21 protein-coding genes are annotated in these 23,074 nt (G+C 64.2%); 18 read left to right on the top strand and 3 right to left on the bottom strand.

Going from position 1 to position 23,074, the window contains the following annotated elements; translation table 11 throughout:
- The first annotated feature begins 237 nt into the window (after positions 1-237).
- Positions 238-423, top strand: coding sequence for a hypothetical protein (locus KIP88_RS32780; protein WP_138829429.1), 186 nt, complete (start codon positions 238-240; stop codon positions 421-423).
- Positions 424-1,038: 615 nt separating this feature from the next.
- Here KIP88_RS32780 and nagA read toward each other — a convergent pair.
- Positions 1,039-2,220, bottom strand: coding sequence for an N-acetylglucosamine-6-phosphate deacetylase (gene nagA, locus KIP88_RS32785; RefSeq protein WP_214492293.1), 1,182 nt, complete (start codon positions 2,218-2,220; stop codon positions 1,039-1,041).
- Positions 2,221-2,337: 117 nt separating this feature from the next.
- On the opposite strand from nagA, the gene KIP88_RS32790 reads away from it, so the two are divergent.
- The 3 genes from KIP88_RS32790 to KIP88_RS32800 are packed head-to-tail and all read left to right on the top strand — an operon-like array spanning position 2,338 to position 5,247.
- A complete protein-coding gene (locus tag KIP88_RS32790) occupies positions 2,338-3,261 on the top strand; it encodes a BadF/BadG/BcrA/BcrD ATPase family protein (protein ID WP_214492294.1) in 924 nt (307 codons plus the stop codon).
- A 19-nt stretch (positions 3,262-3,280) separates the two neighbouring features.
- On the top strand, positions 3,281-4,237 hold the full coding sequence (locus KIP88_RS32795) for an N-acetylmuramic acid 6-phosphate etherase (RefSeq protein ID WP_214492295.1): 957 nt from the start codon (positions 3,281-3,283) through the stop codon (positions 4,235-4,237).
- 11 nt (positions 4,238-4,248) lie between these two features.
- The gene (locus KIP88_RS32800) at positions 4,249-5,247 is read left to right on the top strand and encodes an SIS domain-containing protein (RefSeq protein ID WP_214492296.1); all 999 of its coding nucleotides are present in this window, start codon (positions 4,249-4,251) and stop codon (positions 5,245-5,247) included.
- A gap of 51 nt (positions 5,248-5,298) precedes the next feature.
- Here KIP88_RS32800 and KIP88_RS32805 read toward each other — a convergent pair whose 3' ends face one another.
- Both KIP88_RS32805 and KIP88_RS32810 read right to left on the bottom strand, forming a co-directional pair.
- Positions 5,299-5,583 (bottom strand): hypothetical protein, encoded by a 285-nt coding sequence (locus tag KIP88_RS32805; RefSeq protein ID WP_214492297.1) that lies wholly within the window; start codon positions 5,581-5,583, stop codon positions 5,299-5,301.
- 192 nt (positions 5,584-5,775) lie between these two features.
- Positions 5,776-6,660 carry a DUF2066 domain-containing protein gene (locus KIP88_RS32810; RefSeq protein WP_214492298.1) on the bottom strand — a complete coding sequence of 295 codons (885 nt, stop codon included), beginning with the start codon at positions 6,658-6,660 and terminating at the stop codon, positions 5,776-5,778.
- Between the two features lie 369 nt (positions 6,661-7,029).
- On the opposite strand from KIP88_RS32810, the gene KIP88_RS32815 reads away from it, so the two are divergent.
- From KIP88_RS32815 to KIP88_RS32880, 14 genes are all read left to right on the top strand, one after another.
- Positions 7,030-8,280, top strand: a complete 1,251-nt coding sequence (locus KIP88_RS32815; protein WP_214492299.1) for an ABC transporter substrate-binding protein — start codon at positions 7,030-7,032, stop codon at positions 8,278-8,280.
- Between the two features lie 130 nt (positions 8,281-8,410).
- Positions 8,411-9,238, top strand: a complete 828-nt coding sequence (locus KIP88_RS32820; RefSeq protein ID WP_214492300.1) for an AraC family transcriptional regulator — start codon at positions 8,411-8,413, stop codon at positions 9,236-9,238.
- Positions 9,239-9,369: 131 nt separating this feature from the next.
- Positions 9,370-10,380, top strand: coding sequence for a branched-chain amino acid ABC transporter permease (locus KIP88_RS32825; protein WP_214492301.1), 1,011 nt, complete (start codon positions 9,370-9,372; stop codon positions 10,378-10,380).
- Position 10,381: 1 nt separating this feature from the next.
- Positions 10,382-11,467 (top strand): branched-chain amino acid ABC transporter permease, encoded by a 1,086-nt coding sequence (locus KIP88_RS32830; protein WP_214492302.1) that lies wholly within the window; start codon positions 10,382-10,384, stop codon positions 11,465-11,467.
- Entirely contained in the window at positions 11,460-12,242 is a 783-nt protein-coding gene (locus tag KIP88_RS32835) for an ABC transporter ATP-binding protein (RefSeq protein WP_214492303.1), read from the top strand. The genes KIP88_RS32830 and KIP88_RS32835 overlap by 8 nt, the downstream gene beginning before the upstream one ends.
- Positions 12,235-14,472, top strand: coding sequence for an ABC transporter permease (locus tag KIP88_RS32840; RefSeq protein WP_214492304.1), 2,238 nt, complete (start codon positions 12,235-12,237; stop codon positions 14,470-14,472). Before KIP88_RS32835 ends, KIP88_RS32840 begins: the two co-directional genes overlap by 8 nt.
- Positions 14,473-14,474: 2 nt before the next feature.
- On the top strand, positions 14,475-15,308 hold the full coding sequence (locus KIP88_RS32845; RefSeq protein WP_214492305.1) for a phosphoenolpyruvate hydrolase family protein: 834 nt from the start codon (positions 14,475-14,477) through the stop codon (positions 15,306-15,308).
- Between the two features lie 24 nt (positions 15,309-15,332).
- Positions 15,333-18,230: a flotillin family protein gene (locus KIP88_RS32850; RefSeq protein ID WP_214492306.1), complete on the top strand. Its 2,898-nt coding sequence runs from the start codon at positions 15,333-15,335 to the stop codon at positions 18,228-18,230.
- 9 nt (positions 18,231-18,239) lie between these two features.
- Positions 18,240-18,677: an SRPBCC family protein gene (locus tag KIP88_RS32855; protein WP_214492307.1), complete on the top strand. Its 438-nt coding sequence runs from the start codon at positions 18,240-18,242 to the stop codon at positions 18,675-18,677.
- Between the two features lies 1 nt (position 18,678).
- The gene (locus tag KIP88_RS32860; RefSeq protein WP_214492308.1) at positions 18,679-19,122 is read left to right on the top strand and encodes an SRPBCC family protein; all 444 of its coding nucleotides are present in this window, start codon (positions 18,679-18,681) and stop codon (positions 19,120-19,122) included.
- Between the two features lie 16 nt (positions 19,123-19,138).
- Positions 19,139-19,957: a xanthine dehydrogenase family protein subunit M gene (locus tag KIP88_RS32865; protein WP_214492309.1), complete on the top strand. Its 819-nt coding sequence runs from the start codon at positions 19,139-19,141 to the stop codon at positions 19,955-19,957.
- Positions 19,958-19,963: 6 nt separating this feature from the next.
- The gene (locus KIP88_RS32870) at positions 19,964-20,443 is read left to right on the top strand and encodes a (2Fe-2S)-binding protein (protein ID WP_214492310.1); all 480 of its coding nucleotides are present in this window, start codon (positions 19,964-19,966) and stop codon (positions 20,441-20,443) included.
- Positions 20,444-20,454: 11 nt separating this feature from the next.
- Entirely contained in the window at positions 20,455-22,041 is a 1,587-nt protein-coding gene (locus tag KIP88_RS32875; protein WP_214492311.1) for a xanthine dehydrogenase family protein molybdopterin-binding subunit, read from the top strand.
- A 2-nt stretch (positions 22,042-22,043) separates the two neighbouring features.
- Entirely contained in the window at positions 22,044-23,066 is a 1,023-nt protein-coding gene (locus KIP88_RS32880) for a xanthine dehydrogenase family protein molybdopterin-binding subunit (RefSeq protein WP_214492312.1), read from the top strand.
- Positions 23,067-23,074 lie beyond the last annotated feature (8 nt).

The raw sequence follows: 23,074 nt of genomic DNA on the forward strand, positions 1-23,074 counted from the left end.
TATTCAACAATGAAAAACCACAATAGCAGAATGCTGCACCACGAGCGACGCCCATGGCCAAAGACGGCTTTGGGTCAAACTGAGAAGTCCGGGCGTTCAACCGGGAGGTCGGCTTTACCCCCAACTCCGGACGTGGCCTTACACTGCGCAAATTGACGCTTTGTGCCAATGGGCGACATCGCACGCTTGGTTTGATATGAAAGAGGCCGCCCACTGAGGCGGCCTACAGGGGATAAAATGACAGACGTACCGTTCAAAGTAGGCGACCGAGTAAAGAAGCGCTCAGGCTACGAATATCCGGGCTTCATCGTGTCGGTTTTTACAAACCGAGCCGGAGCCGTTCGGTACGTAGTGGAGGCAGACCACCCTGCCTTCTCCGGCATGTTGCACATCTTCAATGGCGATCAGCTTGAACATCGCTAAGGCAAACTAGGCCACTGCGAAAATCAGAACAGGCCACCAGGGCCTAAAACAGGCCAGCACCCGAGTTTCAATAGGCACAGTTCGATAACCGAGAACCTTTCCTGAACTCGGCAGATGTCGTCACGACTTACCGCATGTCTCTTGCGGGTCAATCGCGACCGGGTCGCGGCGATAGCAAGTCCAGCCATGTCCGCTATGCCGCCGAAGGCGGAAGTAGATTCAGAGCATTGGCGGTAACGCATAGGCATGGCGGGTTGATCTCATATGACGGAATCAGCTGTTCTCCTTTGTTCTTTTGGTCCTGTCGGGGTCCCGGTTGGGTCCCGCATGAACGTGAACGAACGCAGAAGATCGCAAATTATCGACGTAAAAAAACCCGAGAAAACAAGGGCGTTCTGCTGATCCAGACCGCTCATAACGGTCTGGTTGCAGGTTCGAGTCGTGCCGGGCCGACCAGCGAAATCAAATGGTTGTCTTCCCATGGCGGAGACGATCGCCGCGACACCATGACCCCGGGCACGCAGGTCGGCGAGACTGCGCGCAACCGCGCGAATTTTCGCAGGTGTTACGACAGACACCGACGTATTTTTCAAGATGATGGGATGGTTGGCGCATCTAACCTCGTTGAAAAGCCTCGCGCGCCTCGCCCATCGAACCGACACCGCCGATCCATGTGCCGACGATTTCAAAGTTCGGATTGAAGGCGACAAGGTCCGCGCGGTATCCGGGCGCGATCCGTCCAAGTTCGGACTCAAGGCCCAGAAATGCCGCTGATGTCCGGGAGGCCATGATGAGGGCATCGACAAGGGAGATTCCGAGCAGCGCAACGGCGTTGCGCACCGCCTCGATCATGGTGAGGTGAGCGCCCGCCAGTGTGCCATCGGGGCCAGTCAGGCGATTTTCGTGCAACGTGATCTGCCTTCCTTGCAGCATGAATTGCCGGTCGTTCGTGCCCGCCAATGGCATGGCATCGGTGACCAGCATCAATCGATCGCGTCCCTTGCAGCGGAAGGCAACACGCAAACCGGCGCGGTCGACGTGGATGCCGTCGCAGATGATCCCTGCAAACAGCCGGTCATCCCCAAGCGCGGCGCCCACCAGGCCCGGCTCCCGGGCGTTCAACTGCGACATGGCATTGAACAGATGGGTCACCCCGGAGACACCGCGATCGACCGCCTGCCCGATTTCGGCTGCGGTGGCATCGCTGTGGCCGGCCGCTATACGCAATCCGGCGCCGATCAATTCGTCGATCATGGACGCGGGCACGCATTCCGGCGCCAAGGTCACAATGGAGCGGCCGCGGCCCCCAAAACTCTTGATGGCGGCGAGATCGCGCCGGTCCGGCACGCGTATCTCGGCTTCCGGGTGAATACCCTTGCGAGACCTGTTGAGAGCCGGTCCTTCCAGATGAAAGCCGAGAACGCCGGGAATCTTCAGACAAGCCTGGGCGACTGCAGCCAAACGCTCGATGATCTCGCTGCGATCGGTGATGAGGGTCGGCAAGCAGCCCGTGGTCCCCTCCTTGCGGTGCGCCTCAACGATGCGTCGAACGCCAGCCTCCGTTGGCTGGTCGTTGAGAAGAACGCCCCCGCCTCCGTTGACCTGGATGTCGATGAACCCGGGTGCAAGGATCGCGTCTGCGGGAAGGTGGATCGAGGCGCGCGCCTCGGCCTCGCCGAAGGTGATGCTTTCAATCCGCCCCTGCGAGATCCTGACCGACCCTGGCCCGCGCATGTCGGCACCATCAAAGATGTGCTGCGCGGCAATCGTGAGAGAGGAAGAACCAGCGTGGCCCATCAGTATTGATCCGAGAATGGCAGTCACGGACTCGTGAGACGAGTCCGGTACAAGACTTCATATGTACACCAAGGCGCTTTGGGAGGACCCGGAGCGAAACCTTCGCGTTAACTTTCCATGGGAACAAAAGGTACCACGTATCTCGGTATCGATGGCGGCGGAACCCGCTGCCGCGCCCGGATCGAGGACGAAAACGGCCGGACGCTCGGTGAAGCGAGCTCGGGGCCCGCCTCGACGCGGATTGGCTTCGAGAAGGCCTGGCGGTCCATCATGGAGGCCACTGAAGCGGCAGCCGCACCGGCCGGACTGCCGCGCGAGGATTTTGCGCGGATGCGCGCCGGAATTGGCCTTGCCGGTCTTGGTCGCAGGGGCGCGGAAGCGGCGCTCAACAAGATCGCCCATCCCTTTGCGTCCGTCATCTTCATCAGCGACGGCCTGGCGGCCTGTCTCGGCGCCCACAGCGGCGCGGATGGGGCCATCGTGGTAGCAGGCACAGGCTCAGTGGGTGTCGGCCTGATCGACGGCCGCGAAATTCGTCTCGCCGGTTACGGCTTTCCCGTGTCGGACGAAGGCAGCGGTGCCGACATCGGCCTGCAGGTTGTTCGACTGGCGCTGCGGGCCGCGGATCGCCGCGGCGAGCTGACCCCATTGCTTTCAGAGGTGCTGGGCGCATTCGATCATGATCCTTATCAGGCGGTGGCCTGGTCTGAAGAAGCCAGGGCCACAGACTACGCTGCGTTCGCGCCGATCGTGCTGCGGCACGCCAATCAAGGCGATCCGGTCGGCCGTCGCATTATCGAACGCGCGGCCGATGCCATTGGCGATCTGCTCGATCTGTTCCTGGCGAGAGGAATTGACCGGCTCTCGCTGGTGGGCGGGCTCGCGGATGCCATTACGCCCTGGCTGACACCTGACTTGCGCGCCCGCCTGAGGCGTCCTGATGCTGACGCGGCGGCCGGCGCGTTACTGGTGGCGCGAGGGCGGCTTGACGTGCCCAAGAGAGAAACTGACGATAAACAGGCTTCAAAGTTCCAAGTTTAAGGGCGAATGGATCAACCATATGGCCACCGAAGAAGTCGATCCTCGCTTTGCCGATCTCGATGCATGGTCGCTCACGTCAGCGATGGAAGCCATGTGGGAGGGGCAACTTGCGGCAGTCGCGGCGATTGGCCGTGCCCTTCCCGCGATCACCGCGGCTACCGAAGCGGCCAAAGCCGCGCTGGGCGATCGAGGACGCATAGTATATGTCGGCGCCGGCACCTCGGGCCGCGTAGCGGTCCAGGACGGCGCCGAGCTGACGCCGACCTTTGCCTGGCCCAAAGAACGCGTCCGATTCATCGTTGCCGGCGGAGACAGCGCGTTTGTAACCAGCATCGAGGGCGCGGAGGACGATGTGGATGATGCGACGATGCAGATCGACGCCGCGCGGCTCACGTCGCACGACGTGGTGATCGCGGTTGCCGCTAGCGGGACTACGCCATTCACGGTCGCGGCGCTGCAGCAGGCAGGCTCTTTCGATGCAGTGACGATCGGTGTCGCCAACAATCCCGGCACCGCACTGCTGGCATCGGCAAAGTTTCCGATCTTGATCGAGACCGGCCGGGAGCTGATCGCCGGCTCCACGCGGATGAAGGCGGGCACCGCGCAGAAGGTTGTGCTAAACCTGATCTCTTCAGGGATCATGCTGCGGCTTGGCCGGGTGTATCGCGGCATGATGGTGAACATGCCGCCGACCAATGCCAAGCTGAAGCGACGCGCCGAGGCCATGGTGGCGCAAATCGCGCACTGTGATCCGTCGCAAGCGGCGCGCTCGCTAGAGCAGGCCGAGGGAGACATCAAGACGGCAGTCCTTCTGGCGTTGGGTGTCGGCAGGGTTGATGCCGAGACCATTCTGAAAAATTGTGACGGTAACCTTCGCCGCGTGTTTGCCGAACTCGCCAAGGATCGTGACTCGCATCGTGACCGGCATCCCAAGGGAGTGGCGGCGCGCAAGCAAGGCGGAGTGGTCGAGCCGTGACGACATCCGCGATGGCGAGCGAAATCGGGGAAAGCGCGGATGTTGTCGCCAAAATTGTTCGTAACCGCCACGCCACGCGCGACATCGCACAGCGAATTGGGATCGGCTCCGCCCCCCTGTGCGTCGTGTGCGGCCGGGGAAGCTCGGGGCATGCCGGGGTTTTCCTAAGATACCTTGTCGAGACGCGGCTTCGCCTTCCCGTTTCAGCCAGCGCTCCTTCGGTGATCACGGCATTTCGCACGCCCTTGATACTGCGCCATGCGCTGTTCATCGTGATCTCGCAATCCGGGCGCAGCCCGGACCTTGTCGCGGCGACCAGGTCGGCGCGCGCCGCGGGCGCCCGCACCGTCGCCATCGTCAATGCGACGTCGTCGCCGGTGGCTGACGAAGCGGAGTTCGTCGTTCCGATCGAAGCCGGCAGAGAACACTCTGTGGCGGCGACCAAGACCGTGATCGGCTCGATGGCCGCTGGCGCCGGACTTGTTGCCGAGCTGACGGAAGATCGTGCGCTGCGGTCGGCCCTCGACCGGCTGCCCGAGCGCCTGCACCGCGCGCGGGCGCTCGACTGGTCCGAGATTGCCGATGATCTCGCCAAGGCGTCAGCTGTGTTTGTGGCGGCACGGGGCCTGGGCCTGGGCTCGGCGCGGGAGATCGCGCTCAAATTTTCGGAAATCCTGCGCCTGCCGTCCATTGGTCTGAGCGCCGCCGAGCTGCAGCATGGGCCGCGGGCCGCGTTATCATCGCGCACGCCGGTTGTCATGATGCGCCTCATGGATGAAACGGCTGTTACGGTGGATGCACTGGTAGAAGAATTGCGCGAGCAAAAGATCACGCTGCATCTATGCGGCGGACCGCATGGCTCGCTGCCCTGGTTGGCTGAGGATGACCCCGCCACTGACGCGATCACCATGCTCGTTCCAGCCTATCGGATCATCGAGCAGACGGCGCGCGCCTGCGGATTTGACCCGGATCGTCCCCCTCGCCTGAGCAAGATTACCGAGACGTTTTGACGGCTGACTCATAACGGCCTGGTTGCAGGTTCGCGTCCTGCCGGGCGTTCCTCAACAGCCGCGGCAGATCGATCCTTCAAGCATCCTATCGAGCCGCGCGTCTTCCTTGTCGATGGTGGGGTCTGTACCAAGCAACGGCCCCTTCATGACGTGGCCACCGATGCCGGATGGCAGCGCTGTACCCAGCGAATTCGTCCCCGGTGCAGCACCACTCGTGCCGAGCGCTCCACCGCCTGGCATCGACATCGACATGTGCGATCCCATGCCGCCACGGGCCAACGCGGCATCCGAGAGCACTAGGCAAGCGGCGAACAAGAGAAGCGAAAGTGGTTTCATGGTTCACACTCCACGTGTTGCGATAGCCCGGACTTAAAGCTAGGTGCTGCGCGCCGCCTGGCCGCGCACGATTGCGCGAGCAGATCATTACAATACCGACAGGATACCGCTCCGAGGGCCTCATCTCGGCTGATCCGCTTTGCTCCGATCGAGCGTTGCAGCAGGGATGCTGCCGCGCCGAGGTTCAGGCTGTCAGCGACGCGGGCCCTCTCCCTGGTCGCCGTTGCCCGACAAGATCTGCGCCGCGCCGCCGATGCCGCGCCGGAAGGCTTCATCGAATGTAACGCCGCGAAGCTGCCAACGGTGCGTCCGGCCAGCCCAATCGATCTGCCACTGCGTGGCCCAGCCGAGCTGCCGATCATCCCAGACCAGTCGCCCGGTCAGAACGGCCTCCGCGTCCTGCTCGGCTGCAACAGGCGCAAGCGCCGACAACGGTGTCGTCCCGAGCGTCTCGCCAGTGACGTTCGATTTCGCCAATGCCGCCGCGCCGGGCAGCACGATAAGCATGCCGCGCTTGTCAGCCGCGGCGAGCAACGCGTCGCGCTGCAGGTCGGACTGGGCTTCATCCAACGTCACGACGTAGTTCCTTGGGCCCTGCTCCATCGCGACAAAGACCGCAAGCACCGGACGGTGCGAAAGCCAGGGCTTGAGGCCGAACGCCCCAAGGATGTCGTTGATCTTGCTCTCCTCAAAATCGACAGTCAGGTCGTAGGGCCGATCGCGGGTGCCCTGCTCGTCACGAATGGGCTTGCCTGCAAACTGATCGCGATAGCTGAATGACGTGACGAGATCTTTTGCCTTCGATTTGTAAGCTGCCAATCTCCGGTCACCGGCGAGTTTCTGTGCGCCGGATGCCTTGATGAGGACATCCTCCAGGCACGTGGCAAAGCCAACCATGCGGTTCGCCTCGCCCTGCCCCGTCACAGTGACCTTCGTGCGATAAAGATCAGCTCCCGCGGCGGCCATGCTACCGGTGCACCAGGTCAGGGCTGCTGCCACAAATATCCTGACAATCGCGCAGTTCGCGCCGCGGCCTATCATGATGGACCAGCGTCTTGTCCTATGCAGATCGGCCATGATGATACCTCCGCGGTTCCGCTCACGCCTCTTGCGAGGTTCTTAAACCGGCGCCTCAACCGGCGCACCGGTCGCGGGTCCGCGCCCTGCGCACCCGTCAGTGAAATCAGGGACTTATTGCTTCATCCTTGCAGCCTGCAATCTTGAATCATCGATCCCAACTGACCGCAAATCTCGTCGCGGCGCAGCATGCAAAATGAGACTACCTGTCAAGTTGCGGCAGGTGAAGTTGCGCGCGCCGGCCCAGTCATCAGCTAGCTTTCGCCCCGGCGATCCCGAATGCATTCCGGCTCACGATGGACAACCGGCCATCAACAGCATGGCGATTTTGGAACGACCTAAAAACTGGCGATACAAGGGAGGGGTTCGATGTTTAAAAGCTGTGCGGGACTGGTCGCGCTGAGCAGCCTGTTGCTTTCTGGCGCCGCCATAGCCCAAGAGAAGATCAAGGTCGGCGTCACCGCGACGCTCGAAGGCACCTACACGGTGCTCGGCGAGGACGGAATCCGCGGCCATCAGACCGCGATCAATACGCTCGGCAAGAAGGTCGGCGACAAGGAGATCGAGTTCATCGTCGCCTCCACGGATGCGACACCCGACTCCGCCATTCGCGCCGTGCGCAAGCTGATCGAGCAGGACAAGGTCCAGATCCTGCTATCGCCGCTGTCCGGCGACGAAGGCATCGCGGTCAAGAACTTTGCCAAGACGCGCCCCGAGCTGACCTTCGTGAACGCGGCTTCCGGCGCGCAGGAAACCACTTATGTCGACCCGGCGCCGAACTTCTACCGCTACAACATGGACGGCGCCCAGTGGCAGGTCGGCCTGGGCAAGTACGCGTACGAAACCAAGGGCTATAAAAAGATAGCGACGGTCGGCGACGACTATTCGTTCATCTACACCCAGGTGTTCGGACTTGTGCTGGAGTTCTGCGGAGCCGGCGGACAGGTCACGAACCGACAATGGGTGCCGCTCGGCACCAAGGACTTTGCCTCCGTTATTGCCGCCCTGCCCGACGACGTCGATGCGATCTATCTCGGCCTTGGCGGCGCCGACGCCGTCAACTTCCTGAACCAGTATCAGCAGGCCGGCGGCAAGGCCCACCTCATGGGCGGCTCGATCATGGTCGACCAGACCATCCTCTCCGCAAAAGGCAACGCCAAGAATGCGCTGATCGGCACCATCGCGGCGAGTGGCCAGGCCGATACGTGGGAGGATCCAGGCTGGCAGAAATTCGTGAAGGCCTATCAGGATGCCTTCCCGCCGAACAAGCGGTTCCCGAGCCCGTCGCTGCTCGCCACCAACTACTACAACTCGACGATGGCACTGATCCTCGCACTGCGTCAGGCCAACGGCGATCTCAGCAACAACCAGGCAAAGCTGAGGGAAGCCCTCGCCAAGATCGAGCTCGACGCGCCCAACGGCAAGATCAAGCTCGACTCCAACCGCCAGGCCATCGGAACCAACTTCGTCACCGAGGTGGTGGACGACGGCAAGGGCGCGTTGTTCAGCAAGGTGGTGAAGGTGATCCCGAACGTGAACCAGACCCTGGGCTACGATCCCGCGGTATTCGCCAAGATCGGGGTGCCGAGCCGAACGGTTCCGGAGTGCAAGAAGTATTGAGTTCTTCGCATTTGCGAACGGGCCCCGGTCACGCGCCGGGGCCCGGGCTGGACGTGATCTTCCCTTGCATTCCCGCGGCGGATGTTGAACGCTGGTTGAAAAGACAAGAACATCCCGCGGGAGGGAAGGCATGAGCAAGGCTCTCGCCGTCTTCCACGGCCGGTTCGGTCGCGCGACGGTCTATCAGTTGAATCGCCCCTTCAACATGCATGCGCATCGCGAAGGGCATCTGATTTTTCATGTCGGTGGAACGCCAGCCCGCATTGATGTGTGCGATGAGCGATGGCTGCTCACAGAAGACTCCATTGTTGCCATCAACCCCTGGGAACCACACAATTTTGTCCCGACGGATATGGAGAATGGCGCGATCTTCTTCGTCCTTTACGTCAACGCCGAATGGTTCGCCCCCGATGCGGCGCGCGCGCACAGCCTGCGGTTCGGCCGCACCTGTTTCAAACGAACGGTTCCCCTCGACCGCCATATCAGGCGAACCGCCGCGCTGGTCTGCGGCGCGCCTTCGCTAAGCAGCCTCGATTGCGAACTCAGGCAGTTGATCGACGGTTGCTATGAGGAGAGCTGGCAGAGGCCCGAGCCGGTGCAGGAGACGCGCGCCGCCGCCGCCGTCACCGACTTTCGCGTCCGCAAATCCATCAAGCTGATGTCCGAAAGCCCTGGCGCCGAGATCGAGCTGGATTCGATCGCGCGGGAGTCGGGGCTGTCGCGTCCGCACTTTTACAGGTTGTTCCGTACCCAGACCGGCGTCACCCCGAACCTCTATCTCAATACACTGATCATGGAACAGGCGCTCGACGCCCTCGTCGCGACTGAAGTGCCGATCGCCGATATCGGCTTCGATCTCGGCTTCTCCTCCCAGAGCGGTTTCACGCGCTTCTTCGCCGCCAATGTCGGGATGGCGCCGACCGAATACCGCCGCGCCGCCAAAGTCTTGCGCCCCTGAGTGTATCAGGCGCGAAAAGATACTGACAATCAAGTGCAGGGTTTGCAGCGCCGTTAGGATGCCCAGAAAACGCGAGCCGAAACGGCCGCGGGCGTCTGGGAGGACGGCATGGTGACGGCCGGGCTGCTACCGTGACAAGATTCATCGAACGCCATCCGGCATGGGCGCTGATCCTGCTGATCGCGGTCGCGGTGATGCTGTGGCTGATCCTTGCCGTCTGGCCGCCCGGCCTCGAAGAGGCGATCGGCAGGAAGCGGGTCTTTCTCAACGCCGTCTTCAACGGCATCACGCTCGGCAGCCTCTACTTCCTGGTGGCCAGCGGCTTCACCCTGATTTTCGGCCTGATGCGCAACGTCAATCTGGCGCATGGCTCGCTCTATCTGTTCGGAGGCTATATCGGCTACGCCATCAGCGTCTGGACCGGCTCATGGGTGCTCGGTTTCATCATCGCGTTTGTCGGTGTGGCGCTGGTCGGCGTCGTCCTGCAGATCGTCGTCTTCCGCCGCATGGAGGGCGAGGATTTGCGCCAGACCATGGTCACGATCGGGCTCTCGATCGTGTTTGCGGATCTGATGCTGTGGGCGTTCGGCGGCGACTTCTATCAGATCCAGACCCCGAGCTGGCTGGTCGGCCCAATCGAATTGCCGCTGGTCACCGCGGTCAAATCGTCGGGCGAGGCGGTCTATCTGCGGTACCCGATGGTGCGGCTCGTGATCTTCGTCGCTGCCGTGGTGATCGGCATCGCGATGTGGCTGGCGCTCAATCGAACCCGCGTCGGGATGATGGTGCGCGCCGGCGTCGATGACCGCGACATGCTCGCCGCGACCGGCGTGCCGATCCAGCTCGTCTTCGTGGCCGTGTTCGCACTCGGCGCGGGGCTTGCCGGCATCGCGGGCGTGGTCGGCGGAACCTTTCAGTCGATTTCGCCCGGCGAGGATACCCGCTTTCTGCTCGCCTCTCTGGTGGTCGTCATCGTCGGCGGCATGGGATCGATCCCGGGTGCGGCGCTGGGCGCCGTGATCATCGGCCTCGCCGAGCAGCTTGGCTCCGTCTACATCCCGACCTACGCGATCGTGGTGACCTTCCTGATCATGGTGCTGGTGCTGGCGCTGCGGCCGCAGGGCCTGTTGGCGAGGCGCTGACATGTCGCTGGTCCAGGGCGCGCATCCTCAGACCACCCAGCCGGCAGAAGGGGCGCGCGCGGCGTTGCTGGCGTGGCCGGAATTCAACAAGCCGGCGGTCTGGCTGGTGGCGGTGATCCTCCTGATCATGCCGTTCATCGCCAGCGGATTCTTCCTGATCGAGATCTTCGCCACGACGCTGATCCTCGGGACCATCGCCCTCAGCCTGATGTTCCTGGCAGGCTATGGCGGCATGGTCAGCCTGATGCAGCTCACCATCGCCGGCTTTGCCGCCTATATGGTCGCGGTGTTCGGCATGAGCGCCAACACCAATATCAGCCTCGGCTGGCCGTGGTGGCTCGCCACGCCGATGGCGCTGGTGCTCGCGACCGCCTTCGGCACGCTCGGCGGCGCACTCGCGGTGCGCACCGAGGGCATCTACACCATCATGATCACGCTCGCGATCGGTGCGGCCTTCTACTATTTCACCAACCAGAACTGGGCGATCTTCGGCGGCCACACCGGCATCAACACCATCGCCACGCCGAAATTCTGGGGCGTCGACTGGCGCTCCGACATCCCCTACTATTACGTCACGCTGGGCGTCGCCGCGTTTTGCTATTTCGCCGTTCAATATGTCTCGCGTGCGCCGTTCGGCCTCGCGCTGCAGGGCGTGCGTGACAATCCACGCCGCATGGCGGCACTCGGCTTTAACGTCAACGCGCACCGCGTGGCAGCCTACGCCTTCGCATCCTTTATCGCCGCACTCGGCGGCGTGCTGCAGGTCTGGAACTACCGGCAGATCTCGCCAGGCTCCGTCAGCGTCGGCGCCTGCATCGATATCCTGATTATCGCCGTGGTCGGCGGCATCACCCGTCCCATTGGCCCCTTCATCGGCGCCTTCATCTTCGTCATCCTGCGCACCTTCGCGCTTGATCTGCTGGTCAAGTTTGGGCTCGACGGCAATCGCTTCCGGCTCCTGATCGGCCTCGGTTTCCTCGCCATCGTGTTCTGGTCATCGGATGGCGTGATCGGGCTCTGGGAGCGATGGCGCCGCCGCGCAACCGCTACCGACAAACGCCCGGGCGGAGGCCACGGTCATGGATAGATCAGCGCCACGCTTTTCATCCGTCGGCGCCGGTGCCGCGCTGGAGCTGCGCGGCGTGACGCGGCTGTTCGGCGCACTCGCGGCACTGACCGACGTCACCATCACGGTCCGCCCGGGGGAACGCCGCGCCGTGCTCGGCTCCAACGGCGCCGGCAAGACCACGCTGTTCAATTGCGTGACCGGCGACTTTCCGCCCTCCTCCGGCACCATCCGCTTCTTCGGCGAGGACATTACACACTTCCCGCCTTACGAACGTATCAGGCGAGGCTTGCGCCGCACCTATCAGATTTCAGCGCTGTTTCCAGGCCTCACGGTGCGGGACAATGTCTACCTCGCCTGCCGCGGCGTTTCCCGAGGGCGATTTTCTCCGCTGCGCCCGGGCGCAAACGATGCCCTCATGCATGCGACTGAGTCGCTGATCCAGGCGGTGCATCTGACGCCGGTCAGGGAACAGTTGGTCGCGGAACTCGCGCATGGTCAGCAGCGACAGCTCGAGATCGCGCTCGCGCTTGCCGGCGCCCCGCGCTTCATCCTGTTCGACGAACCGGCCGCGGGCCTCTCCCCCACCGAGCGGCGCGAACTGATCGAAATCCTGACGTCGCTGCCCGCCCATATCGGCTACATCATCATCGAGCACGACATGGATGTCGCGCTGCGCGTCGTCGAAAGCGTCACGATGATGCACAACGGCCGCATCTTCAAGGAGGGCCTGCCGCACGAGATCGAAGCCGACCCCGAGGTTCAGGAACTCTATCTGGGGGCCGGTCATGAGTGAGGTCCGCCGCTCCGCGCCTGCCCTCGAAGTCCGGGGCCTCGACGTCTACTACGGCCATTCCCATGCATTGCAGGGCGTCGACCTGACGCTGGACTCAGGCGTGTTCTCGGTGGTCGGCCGCAACGGCATGGGCAAGACCACCCTGTGCAAGACCATCATGGGCCTGTTGCGGGCGAGCGGTGGCTCGGTTCGCGTTCGCGGCGAGGATATCACCCGCCTCAGCCCGGCGCGGATCGCGCAGGCAGGCGTCGGCTATGTCCCGCAGGGACGGCGGCTGTGGCGCTCGCTCAGCGTCGCGGAGCATTTGAGCCTCGCCGCCGGGATGCGGCGCGGTGCCTGGACCATCGATCGCATCTACGAGACATTTCCCCGCCTTGCCGAGCGCAAGGACCATGGCGGCGGTCAGCTCTCGGGCGGCGAGCAGCAGATGCTGGCGATCTCCCGCGCGCTTCTGACCAATCCGAATCTTCTCATCATGGACGAGCCGACCGAAGGCCTTGCGCCTGTCATCGTCGCCCAGGTCGAGGAAATGCTGGTGCGCCTCGGCGAAGACGGCGACATGTCGGTGCTCGTGATCGAGCAAAATATCGGCGTCGCCACGGCGATCTCGAAGAACGTCGCGATCATGGTCAACGGCCGGATCAACCGGATCATCGACTCCGCGCGCCTTGCTGCTGACCGGGAACTGCAACAACGCTTGCTTGGTGTGGGGGTCGTTGGTGTCCACGCCGGACCCGAAACGGATATCGAAACCGCGGATGCGAGCGCCGCGGCCGAGGCGCGTTCCGCGCCGCCGCGCGCGCCAAGCGCGGCTCCAATCCGGATCTACATCTCCAATCCCACGCTGCCGACGCGCTGGTCTCAGCCGGCACCCATTGCCCGCATCGAGGCCGCCGCGCGCACGCTGTCGACGGGCGTTACGCGGATCGAAGACGCCACCCGGCAAAAGCGCCAGGCCGGCGCGGCCGTACAAAGCGCATCGGGGCCACCCGTTATCCTTGTCGCCGGCACGCTCGATACCAAGGGCGAGGAGTTGCGTTTCATTCGCGACGTGATCGCCGGACAGGGCTTGCGGACGCGGCTGGTCGACGTGTCAACCAGCGGCAAGCTCTCCACCTGCGACGTCTCCGCCCAGGAAATCGCGCTCAATCACGGGCGCGGCGGATCGAGCGTGTTCGGCACTGATCGCGGTGCGTCGGTGACGGCGATGGCGGACGCGTTCGCCAACTGGCTGCGCCGCCAGGGCAATGTCGCGGGCATCATTTCGGCGGGCGGCTCCGGCGGCGCCTCGCTGGTCGCGCCCGCCATGCGCGCCCTTCCCGTCGGCGTGCCGAAACTCATCATCTCCTCGGTCGCTTCGGGAGATGTCGGCCCCTATGTGGGACCTGCCGATATCACCATGATGTATTCGGTCACCGACGTGCAGGGCCTCAACTCGATCTCGCGCGCCGTGCTTGCCAATGGCGCCAACGCCATCGCCGGCATGGTGAAGGCGCGTCTCGAAAATCAAAGCGCGGTCGAGCGTAGCGCACAGGTCGCGTTGCCGGCGGTCGGCATCACCATGTTCGGCGTGACGACGCCGGCCGTGCAGAAGATCGCAGCCGACCTGCGCAACGATTTCGAATGTCTCGTCTTCCACGCCACCGGCGTCGGTGGCCGCTCGATGGAAAAGCTGGTCGATTCCGGCATGCTGGCCGCGGTCGTTGACCTCACGACGACGGAAGTCTGCGATCTCCTGATGGGCGGCGTGTTTCCCGCCACCGACGATCGCTTCGGCGCGATCATCCGCAGCCGCCTGCCCTTCATCGGCTCTGCCGGCGCGCTCGACATGGTCAATTTCGGCGCGCCGGACACCATCCCTGAGCGCTACCGCCAGCGCAAATTCCACGTTCACAATCCGCAGGTGACCTTGATGCGCACCACGCCGGAGGAGAACGAGCGCATCGGGCGCTGGATCGGCGAGAAGCTCAACCGGATGGATGGGCCGGTGCGTTTCTTCCTGCCGGAAGGCGGCGTCTCCGCGCTCGACGCGCCCGGCCAGCCGTTCTGGGATCCGGAGGCCGACGCGGCGTTGTTTACCACGCTGGAGCGCAGCGTGCGCCAGACCAGCAACCGCCAGCTTGTCCGCGTCAGGCGCCACATCAACGAACCCGAATTTGCATCCGCCATCGTCAACGCGCTCCGCCCTCTGGTCGGACGCCCGGGGACCCGTCGGAAAGTTGCGAGGTGACCATGGCGAAGTTCGAACGTTCAGCCATCCTGAAGAAGTTTCGCAACATGGCCGCCAAGGGCGAGCCGATCGTCGGCGGCGGCGCCGGCACTGGATTATCCGCCAAATGCGAGGAAGCCGGCGGCGTCGACCTGATCGTCATCTACAATTCCGGCCGCTATCGCATGGCTGGCCGCGGCTCGCTTGCCGGAATGATGCCGTATGGCGATGCCAACGCGATCGTCGTGGAGATGGCCGGTGAAGTGCTGCCCGTCGTCACGAAGACACCGGTGCTGGCCGGCGTCAACGGCACCGACCCGTTCCGCGACATGGACCTTTTCCTGGACCAGTTGAAGGCGCTGGGTTTTGCCGGCGTGCAGAACTTTCCGACCGTCGGGCTGATCGACGGAGTCTTTCGCGCCAATCTCGAAGAGACCGGCATGTCCTACGCGCTGGAGATCGACATGATCGCCAAGGCGCATGACAAGGACATGCTGACGACACCCTACGTGTTCAGCGAGAGCCAGGCGACAGCGATGGCCATCGCAGGCGCGGACATCATCGTCTGCCATCTCGGCCTGACCACCGGCGGCGCGATCGGCGCGCACACCGCGCTAAAACTCGAAGACTGCCCGGAACAGATCGACACCTGGGCAGCAGCGGCGCTCTGCGTCAATCCGGGCATACTGGTTCTGGCCCATGGCGGTCCCATCGCCGAGCCTGATGATGCCGACTTCATCATGAAACACACGCGCAAGTGCCACGGCTTCTACGGCGCCTCCTCGATGGAGCGCCTGCCGGTGGAGCGGGCGCTCACCGAACAGGTACGTAAATTCAAGGCGATCGGCGCGCGATAACGCCGGGAGCAAAGGGAGGAAAAGATGTCGGGGACTCTGGTTGGCGAATTGATTCTCTGGCTGATCATAGCGATCGTCGTGATCGCCATCGTCGTCTACATCGTGAACTGGCTCTACCACCGCTCGTCGAAGGAAGTGTCCTTTGTGCGAACCGGTCTGCTCGGCGAGCGCGTGGTCATCAACGGCGGCGCCTTCGTGCTGCCGTTCATTCACGACTACACGCCCGTCAACATGAACGTGCTCCCGATGGGCATCGTGCGGGCCAAGCATGACGCGGTCATCACCCGCGACCGCATGCGCATCGACATCGAGGCCGATTTTTACGTCCGCGTGCAGCCGACGCGAGAGGCGGTCGCCATCGCCGCCGCCACGCTCGGACGACGCACGCTTGAACCCGAGCAATTGCACGCCCTGCTCTCCGGCAAGTTCGTTTCCGCCATACGTTCGGTGGCCGCCGAAATGACCATGGAGCAGATGCACGAGCAACGCGGCGAATACGTCACCCGGCTCAAGGCCGCCGCCGCCGAGGCGCTGGCCCAGAACGGGCTTGAACTGGAGTCGGTCGCCATCACCGATCTCGATCAGACCGACCTCGAATACTTCAATCCTTCAAACCGGTTCGACGCCGAGGGTCTGACCCGCCTGATGGAGGACATCGAGGCCAAGCGCAAGCTGCGCAACGACATCGAACAGGATTCGATGATCAAGATCCGCACCCGCAACCTCGATGCCGAGCGCCAGGCGCTGGAGATCGAGCGCGAGAGCGAAACCGCCCGCCTCGAACAGGAACGCGACATCGAGATGCGCCGCGCGCTGCAACGCACCGAGGTGGCGCGCGAACGCGCACTTCGCGAAACCGAGGCCGAACAGGCGCAGATTTCCGCCCGTGAGGCGATCGAGAAGGCCCGCATTGCCAACGAACAGGCGATCGCCGAAGCCCGCATCTCCTCCGAGCGCGAGACCCGTCACCGTGAAATCGAGCGCACGCGCGCGGTGGAAGAAAAGGAATTGCTGGCGCGCGAGGAAATCGAAAAAGCCAAGATCGCCAACCAGCGCGCGGTCGACACCGCGCGCATCGCCTCGGAGCGTGAAGTTCGCCAGCGCGATATCGAGCGCACGCGGACGATCGAGGAAGCCGAAATCACGGCACGTGAGGCGGTCGAGAAGGCGCGGATCCAGCAGGATCGCTCGATCACGGACGCACGGATCGCCAACGAGGAGGAAACCCGAAGGCGGGAGATCGAGCGCACCCGCGCGGTCGAGGAAGCCGAGATCGCGGCGCGCGAGGCGACCGAAAAGGCCCGCATCGCCCAGACCACGATCGTCAACGTCGAACGCATCGCCTCCGACGAGCGCACCCGCTCGCTGGAAATTGCGCAGGTTCGCGCCATTCAGGAAGCCGAAATCGAGGCGCAAAAGTCAGTGGAAGCCGCACGGATCGCCCGCGAGCGGACGCTGGCGGCCGAGCGGATCGGCGCCGAGCACTCCACGCGCAAGCTGGAAATCGAGCGCAACCAGGCGCTCGAAGTCGCAGGGATCACCGCGCGCGAGGCAACCGAAGCCTCACGTATTGCCCAGGAAGAGCGCGTTCGCTCGCTCGAAATCGCGCGCAACCGCACGATCGAGGAAGCCGATATCGCCTCCCGCGAAGCCATCGAGGCCGCGCGCATTGCCCAGGAGAAGGTGATCGCCGCCCAGCGTATCCGGGCCGAGAAGGAAACCAGGGGCCTCGAGATCGATCGCACCGAATCGATCGAAGCCGCCGAACTCAAGCGGCGCGATGCGATCGAACGGCGGCGCGTCGAGGTCGAACTGGCGCTCGAGTCCGAACGTATCGCCTCGTCCAGGACCCGCGAAGTGCTCAATATCGACCAGAAGAAGGCAGTCGAGATCGCCGACGAGGAGCGCGTGATCGCGCTCGCCGCCAAGCGTTCCGAGCGCATCGATGCCGATCGCCAGGTCAAGCAGGCGGAAATCATCGCGCGCAAGGAAGTCGAGACGACAGATGTCTCGCGCGAACAGGCGCTCGAAGCCGCGCGGCTTTCCCGCCGGCGCGCGATCGAACAGCTCGAAGTCGCCCGCGTCCAGGCGCTGCAGGAAGCCGAGATCGCCTCCCGCGAGGAGGTCGAGCGGGCCCGCATCGCCTCCGATCGCGGCCTCGACGAAGCGCGCGTCGGCCGCGAGCGCGATCTACGCAAGCTGGAGGTCAATCGCGAGAAGGAGGTCGAGACCGCGCTGATGGAGAAGGCCATCGCCCTCTACCAGAAGTCTCTCGAGGAATCGGCCGCCAAGGTGGCAGCCGAGGATGCGCGCGTGGGGGCGACCGAGGCGGCCGAACGCGTCGTCACCGCCCGCGACAGCGAGATCGCCAAGCGCCAGAAGACCATCGAGGTGCTGCTGGCGGAGAAGCGCGCCGAGGAGACCCGTATTGCGGCCGAGGCCGAGCGCGTCCGCGCCGCCGTCGAGGCCGAGGCGCAACGGCTGCTGAACGAAGCCGAGAACGTACTCACTGATCAAGCGCGCTACTCGCTGTTCCGCCGCAAGCTGCTCGACCGCATCGAGGGCATCGTGCGCGAGAGCGTCAAGCCGATGGAGAAGATCGAGGGCATCCGGATTCTCAGTGTCGACGGCCTCAACGGCGGTGGCGGCGGTGGCAATGGCGGCCGCAGCGCCACCGACGAGGTGATCGACTCGGCGCTGCGTTACCGGGTGCAGGCGCCGCTGATCGACTCGATCCTCGCCGATATCGGCGTCGAGGGCGGGAGCCTTGCCAGGATGCCGGGCCTGATCCGCGAGGCGCGCGACATGCAGGGCATCAAGGAATCCGCGCGCAAGGGCGGTCCAGGCAAGCCTGACACGCCTCCCGCCGCTCCCACGTCCGGCGAGCCCGCCCCCGAACGCGGCCCGCGCAAGAAAGGTTGAGATCACGTCATGGCCCGGGTCTACGTCTCCACCGTCGTCAACGCCCGCAACGACCGCGTCTGGGCGCGCGTGCGCGACTTCAATGGTCTGCCGAACTGGCATCCCGCCATCGCGGAGAGCCGCATCGAGGGCGGCGAGCCCGCGGACAAGATCGGATGCATACGGGATTTTCGCCTGCGCAACGGCGACCGCATCCGCGAAAAGCTGCTCGGGCTCTCCGACTACGAGATGTTCTGCACCTACTCCATTCTGGAGTCGCCGATGGGCGTGGAGAACTACGTCGCGACCCTCCGGCTGACGCCAGTGACCGATGGCGACCAGACGTTCATGGAATGGACAGCAGAGTTCGACTGCGCGCCGGAGCGCGAGAATGAGTTGGTCGGCAATATCGGAACCGGCGTGTTTCAGGGCGGGTTCGACGCGCTCAAGCGCGCCTTCGGAGGCTAGCGTGCCGCATATCGTCAAAAGCACGATCCTCGACGCGCCGACCGGCGCGGTCTGGAATGTGCTGCGCGATTTCAACGGCCACGACCGCTGGCACCCCGCGGTGGCGACCAGCACCATCGAGCGCGCGCAGGCCTCCGACAAGATCGGCTGTATCAGACGCTTCAAGCTGCAGGACGGTTCGGAGCTGCGCGAGCAGCTGCTGGCGCTGTCGGACCTCGAACAGACCTTCAGCTACTGCCTGCTCGATACGCCGATCCCGATGTTCAACTATGTTGCGCATGTCCGCTTGCTGCCGGTCACCGACGGCGACCGCACCTTCTGGCATTGGGGATCCAGGTTTACCACGCGGCCCGCGGATACCGAGCGGCTGACCCAGATGGTCGCAGAACAGATCTATCAAACCGGCTTCGATTCCATTCGCCGGCACCTGAAAGGGACCGCATGAACGCGGAGACGAAATCATGCCTGTCACGGTGAAGACTTTTGCGAGTTTTGGCGAGGCGGCATCGGCATTGTCGTCCGACCGCAGCGCGCGCTATCTCGGCGGCGGCACGTTGGTGATGCGCGCCCTCAACGAGGGCGACGTCTCGATCTCGACCGTCGTGCGCGCGACCGACAGCGCGCTGACACGGATCGATGTTGCGAGTTCACGTGTCACGCTTGGGGCTGGCGTCACCTTCGCCAGGATTCTGGCCGAGCGCGATCTCGCCTTTCTGCATGCGCCGGCGCGTTCGATCGGCGGACCGGCGGTGCGCAATATGGGCACGGTGGGCGGCAATCTGTTCGCACCCTCTCCTTACGGCGATTTCACCGTTGCGCTATTGGCGCTCGACGCAACCGTCTCCGTCCAGGGCGGCCTTGGCGCCCGCGATATGCCGATCGAGGAGTTCCTGCAATCCCGCGAACGGCAAAGCGGCGCGCTCGTGCTGGCTGTCTCCTGTCAGCGACCCGCGAGCGCCGACGCCTTCCGCTACCGCAAGATCGCCCGCATCAAGCCGAAGGGCGGCTCCGTGATCACGATTGCCGCGCATCTACCGGTCAGCGGTGGCCGTGTATCGGGGGCGCGCATCGCGCTCGGCTCGATGGCCGCGACGCAGATTCGCGCAAGGGCCGCGGAGCGTGCGCTGGAGGGGCGCGCGCTGGACGATGCCGCGATCAGCGCCGCCGCCGCGGCCGCAACGGAGGGCGTATCGCCCGCCGACAACGCCCTCGGCAGCGCCTGGTATCGCCGCGAGATCGTCGGCGTCCATCTTCGCCGCCTGTTATCCGGCCTGGAGTAAGCATTCATGACCAAGACCCCGCTCCAGTTTCGTCACAACGGCCGCGACGTCGCTTTGTTCGTCGATGGCGGCGTCAATCTGCTGGTGGCACTGCGCGAGTTGATCGGCGACATGACGCCGAAATTCGGCTGCGGCCAGGGCGGTTGCGGCGCCTGCAGCGTGCTGATCGACGGCGAACTCCATCTCTCCTGCCTGACGCTGGCGGAAACCGTGAACGGCCGCTCGATCGAAACGCTCGACGGAATGAAGGACGGCCCCAATCTGCATCCGCTGCAGCGCGCCTTCATGGAGCAATTCGCGGCCCAGTGCGGATACTGCACGCCGGGCATGCTGATGGCGGCGAAGGCGCTGCTCGATCGCAATCCCTCGCCGACCCGCGCCGATGTCATCGAGGCGATCTCAGGCAATATCTGCCGCTGTACCGGCTACGAGCCGATCATCAACGCCGTCCTCGCCGCCGCCACGAGCGGACGCGCGCGCGCCTGAAGGGAACGACCATGCTGGAACTGCGCAAGGACATCTTCGCCGACGAGCGCGATGATAACTTAAAGGAAATCGGAAAGGGCACGCAGCGCCAGGACATGCTCGGCCATGTCACGGGCACCTCGACCTATTTCGACGACCACAAGCTGCAGGGCATGCTCCATCTCAAGGTGTTGCGCAGCCCGCACGCGCATGCCCGCTTGCGGCGGATAGACACGACGGAAGCCGAACGTGCGCCCGGCGTTCGGCGCATCATTCGCGGCGCCGACGTGCCGATCAATCTCAACACGTTGCTCAGCCTCATCAACTTCGGCAAGGACGACGAGCCGTCGCTCGCGGTCGATAAGGTCCGCTACAAGGGCGAGCCGATCGTCGCCATCGTCGCCGACACTCCGCGTGAAGCCTATGAGGCCATCGCGAAAGTACGGGTCGACTACGAGCCTCTGCCCGCGGTGTTCGACGTCGAGGAAGCGCTGAAACCAGGCGCCCCCGTCGTCAACGAGACCTACCCCAAAAACACCTTCGTCTATCACGACGTCTACGATCATCAAAAACTGCGCTTCGGCGACGTCGAGCGCGGCTTTGCCGAGGCCGATCACGTCCTCGAACAGCGCTACCAGATGTCGCCGATCGAGCATGCGCCGACCGAGACCAACGGTTCGATCGCAGCGCCCGACACCAACGGCCGCTATGTCGTCTATACTTCGACGCAGGCGCTGTTCTTCTCGCTCGATACCTGCGCCAAAATCCTCGACGTCCCCTCCAACACCTTCCACTTCATCGGCGGAACCGTCGGCGGCGGCTTTGGCGGCAAGGTGGACACGCTCACCGAACCGCTCGCCATTCTCGGCGCGATGCTGACCGGGCGTCCGGTGCGCTATCAACTCGGCCGCGAAGAGGAGATGCAGTTCGGCTCGCCGCGCGGCGCCGAACGCATCTACATCAAGGACGGCGTGATGCGCGACGGGCGTATCGTCGCGCGCAAGATCCGCGCCTATTTCGACAGCGGCGCCTATACAAGGCTTTCAAGTTACGCTGTGGTCAAATGCGTGGCTCACCTGCCCGGTCCCTACACCATCCCGAACGTTCATGGCGACGTCTATTGCGTGTTCACCAACCGCACGCCTGCCACCGCGATGCGCGGCTTCGGCGTCACGGCGATGGACTTTGCGCTCGAATGCCAGATGGACAAGCTCGCCCATCTCGTCGGCGTTGACCCGATGGAGTTCCGCATCCTCAACGCCTATCGCGACGGCGACATGAAGGCGCACCGGCGCGAGGCGAAAAACACCGCGCTGATCGAATGCGTCCAGGTCGCTGCCGAAAAGGCCAAGTGGCCGCTTCGCGAAGAGGTCAAGCGGATGTCGTCGCGCGCGGATGGCGGTGGCAGCCGGGCGGCGATATCGCCGACGCCGCGCGAGCCGGTTGCGCAACGCGCAGCCGTTTCGCAGCAACGAACCACCTACGATCGAGCGCCCCCTGCAACGATCCAACCACCGCCGCCCCCCGCGCCGACGCCTCCTCCCCCGAGGCCATCAGCTCCGTCGCCGTCGCACGGCGCCACCCGCTTTTCCTCCGTCTTCGGCACCAGGAGGCGCTGACCATGGCAAAGCATCGCGGACGCGGCATCGCGTCGATCAACTATCCCATCGGCATGAACCTTGGCGGCGACCCCAGCCAGGCGCTGGTTCATTCCAACCCCAGCGGCAAGTTCACGGTGTCGCTGTCGTCGATCGATCTCGGCCAGGGCATGAAATCGGTGACGCGGCAGATCTGCGCGGAAACGCTCGGCGTTCCCGTTGAAGACGTCTATGTCGATACCGCGGACTCCGACACCGGGCCGCACTGCATGGGCTCGTTCGCTTCGCGCGGCACCCATCGCGTCGGCAACGCGGTCATGGCGGCGGCCAAGGAAGCGCGCGGCGTCATGATGGAAGCCGCGGCCGAGGAACTGGAGGTCAACGCCGCCGATCTCGATACCGACGGACGCGGCAATATCCACGTCAAGGGCGCGCCGCACCGCTCGATCTCCACCAAGGACGTCGCCATCGCCGCGCAGTTCAAGCAGGGCAAGACGATATCGGGACGCGGCATCTTTCTGGTGCCGCTTTCGGAAGTGAATCCCGAGACCGGCGAGATGTCCCCTGCCACCTGCTACGCGCATGCGTGCCTGGTCGCCGAGGTCGAGGTCGATGACGAGACCGGCGAGGTCGCGATGATGCGCATGGACAGTGCGTATGAGCTCGGCCGCGCGCTCAACCCGCGATTAGTCGAGCAGCAGCTCGTCGGCGGCGCGTGGATGGGGATCAGCCACGCGCTGTTTGAAACGCCCGAGCCTTATTATCCCGACCCCGCGCATGGCCCGCGCGATTTTGTCGAGTATCTGATGCCTGGCCCCGGCGACATCTGCCCGCACGATATCGCGGTGCTGGAACGCCCTGCGGCCGATGGACCGTTCGGCGCCAAGGGACCGGGAGAGATGTGCGCCAATCCGGTACTCCCAGCGGTCGCCAACGCCATCTTCAATGCGGTCGGCGTCCGGATGGACGAATTGCCAATCACGCCGGAAAAAGTCTTGCGGGCGATCAAGGCTCAGGGCGGCGCGCGGCCGCAGGCGAGGCGCTGAGGCAGAAC

The sequence above is a fragment of the Bradyrhizobium sp. SRL28 genome, assembly GCF_018596315.1.
In the GTDB taxonomy this organism is placed as follows: Bacteria; Pseudomonadota; Alphaproteobacteria; order Rhizobiales; family Xanthobacteraceae; genus Bradyrhizobium.

What these genes read in the sequence shown, in the direction of transcription:
- KIP88_RS32780 (WP_138829429.1), top strand. Translation starts at nt 238, where the DNA reads ATGACAGACGTACCGTTCAAAGTAGGCGACCGAGTAAAGAAGCGCTCA.
- nagA (WP_214492293.1), bottom strand. Translation starts at nt 2,220, where the DNA reads ATGGGCCACGCTGGTTCTTCCTCTCTCACGATTGCCGCGCAGCACATC.
- KIP88_RS32790 (WP_214492294.1), top strand. Translation starts at nt 2,338, where the DNA reads ATGGGAACAAAAGGTACCACGTATCTCGGTATCGATGGCGGCGGAACC.
- KIP88_RS32795 (WP_214492295.1), top strand. Translation starts at nt 3,281, where the DNA reads ATGGCCACCGAAGAAGTCGATCCTCGCTTTGCCGATCTCGATGCATGG.
- KIP88_RS32800 (WP_214492296.1), top strand. Translation starts at nt 4,249, where the DNA reads ATGGCGAGCGAAATCGGGGAAAGCGCGGATGTTGTCGCCAAAATTGTT.
- KIP88_RS32805 (WP_214492297.1), bottom strand. Translation starts at nt 5,583, where the DNA reads ATGAAACCACTTTCGCTTCTCTTGTTCGCCGCTTGCCTAGTGCTCTCG.
- KIP88_RS32810 (WP_214492298.1), bottom strand. Translation starts at nt 6,660, where the DNA reads ATGGCCGATCTGCATAGGACAAGACGCTGGTCCATCATGATAGGCCGC.
- KIP88_RS32815 (WP_214492299.1), top strand. Translation starts at nt 7,030, where the DNA reads ATGTTTAAAAGCTGTGCGGGACTGGTCGCGCTGAGCAGCCTGTTGCTT.
- KIP88_RS32820 (WP_214492300.1), top strand. Translation starts at nt 8,411, where the DNA reads ATGAGCAAGGCTCTCGCCGTCTTCCACGGCCGGTTCGGTCGCGCGACG.
- KIP88_RS32830 (WP_214492302.1), top strand. Translation starts at nt 10,382, where the DNA reads ATGTCGCTGGTCCAGGGCGCGCATCCTCAGACCACCCAGCCGGCAGAA.
- KIP88_RS32835 (WP_214492303.1), top strand. Translation starts at nt 11,460, where the DNA reads ATGGATAGATCAGCGCCACGCTTTTCATCCGTCGGCGCCGGTGCCGCG.
- KIP88_RS32840 (WP_214492304.1), top strand. Translation starts at nt 12,235, where the DNA reads ATGAGTGAGGTCCGCCGCTCCGCGCCTGCCCTCGAAGTCCGGGGCCTC.
- KIP88_RS32845 (WP_214492305.1), top strand. Translation starts at nt 14,475, where the DNA reads ATGGCGAAGTTCGAACGTTCAGCCATCCTGAAGAAGTTTCGCAACATG.
- KIP88_RS32850 (WP_214492306.1), top strand. Translation starts at nt 15,333, where the DNA reads ATGTCGGGGACTCTGGTTGGCGAATTGATTCTCTGGCTGATCATAGCG.
- KIP88_RS32855 (WP_214492307.1), top strand. Translation starts at nt 18,240, where the DNA reads ATGGCCCGGGTCTACGTCTCCACCGTCGTCAACGCCCGCAACGACCGC.
- KIP88_RS32865 (WP_214492309.1), top strand. Translation starts at nt 19,139, where the DNA reads ATGCCTGTCACGGTGAAGACTTTTGCGAGTTTTGGCGAGGCGGCATCG.
- KIP88_RS32870 (WP_214492310.1), top strand. Translation starts at nt 19,964, where the DNA reads ATGACCAAGACCCCGCTCCAGTTTCGTCACAACGGCCGCGACGTCGCT.
- KIP88_RS32875 (WP_214492311.1), top strand. Translation starts at nt 20,455, where the DNA reads ATGCTGGAACTGCGCAAGGACATCTTCGCCGACGAGCGCGATGATAAC.
- KIP88_RS32880 (WP_214492312.1), top strand. Translation starts at nt 22,044, where the DNA reads ATGGCAAAGCATCGCGGACGCGGCATCGCGTCGATCAACTATCCCATC.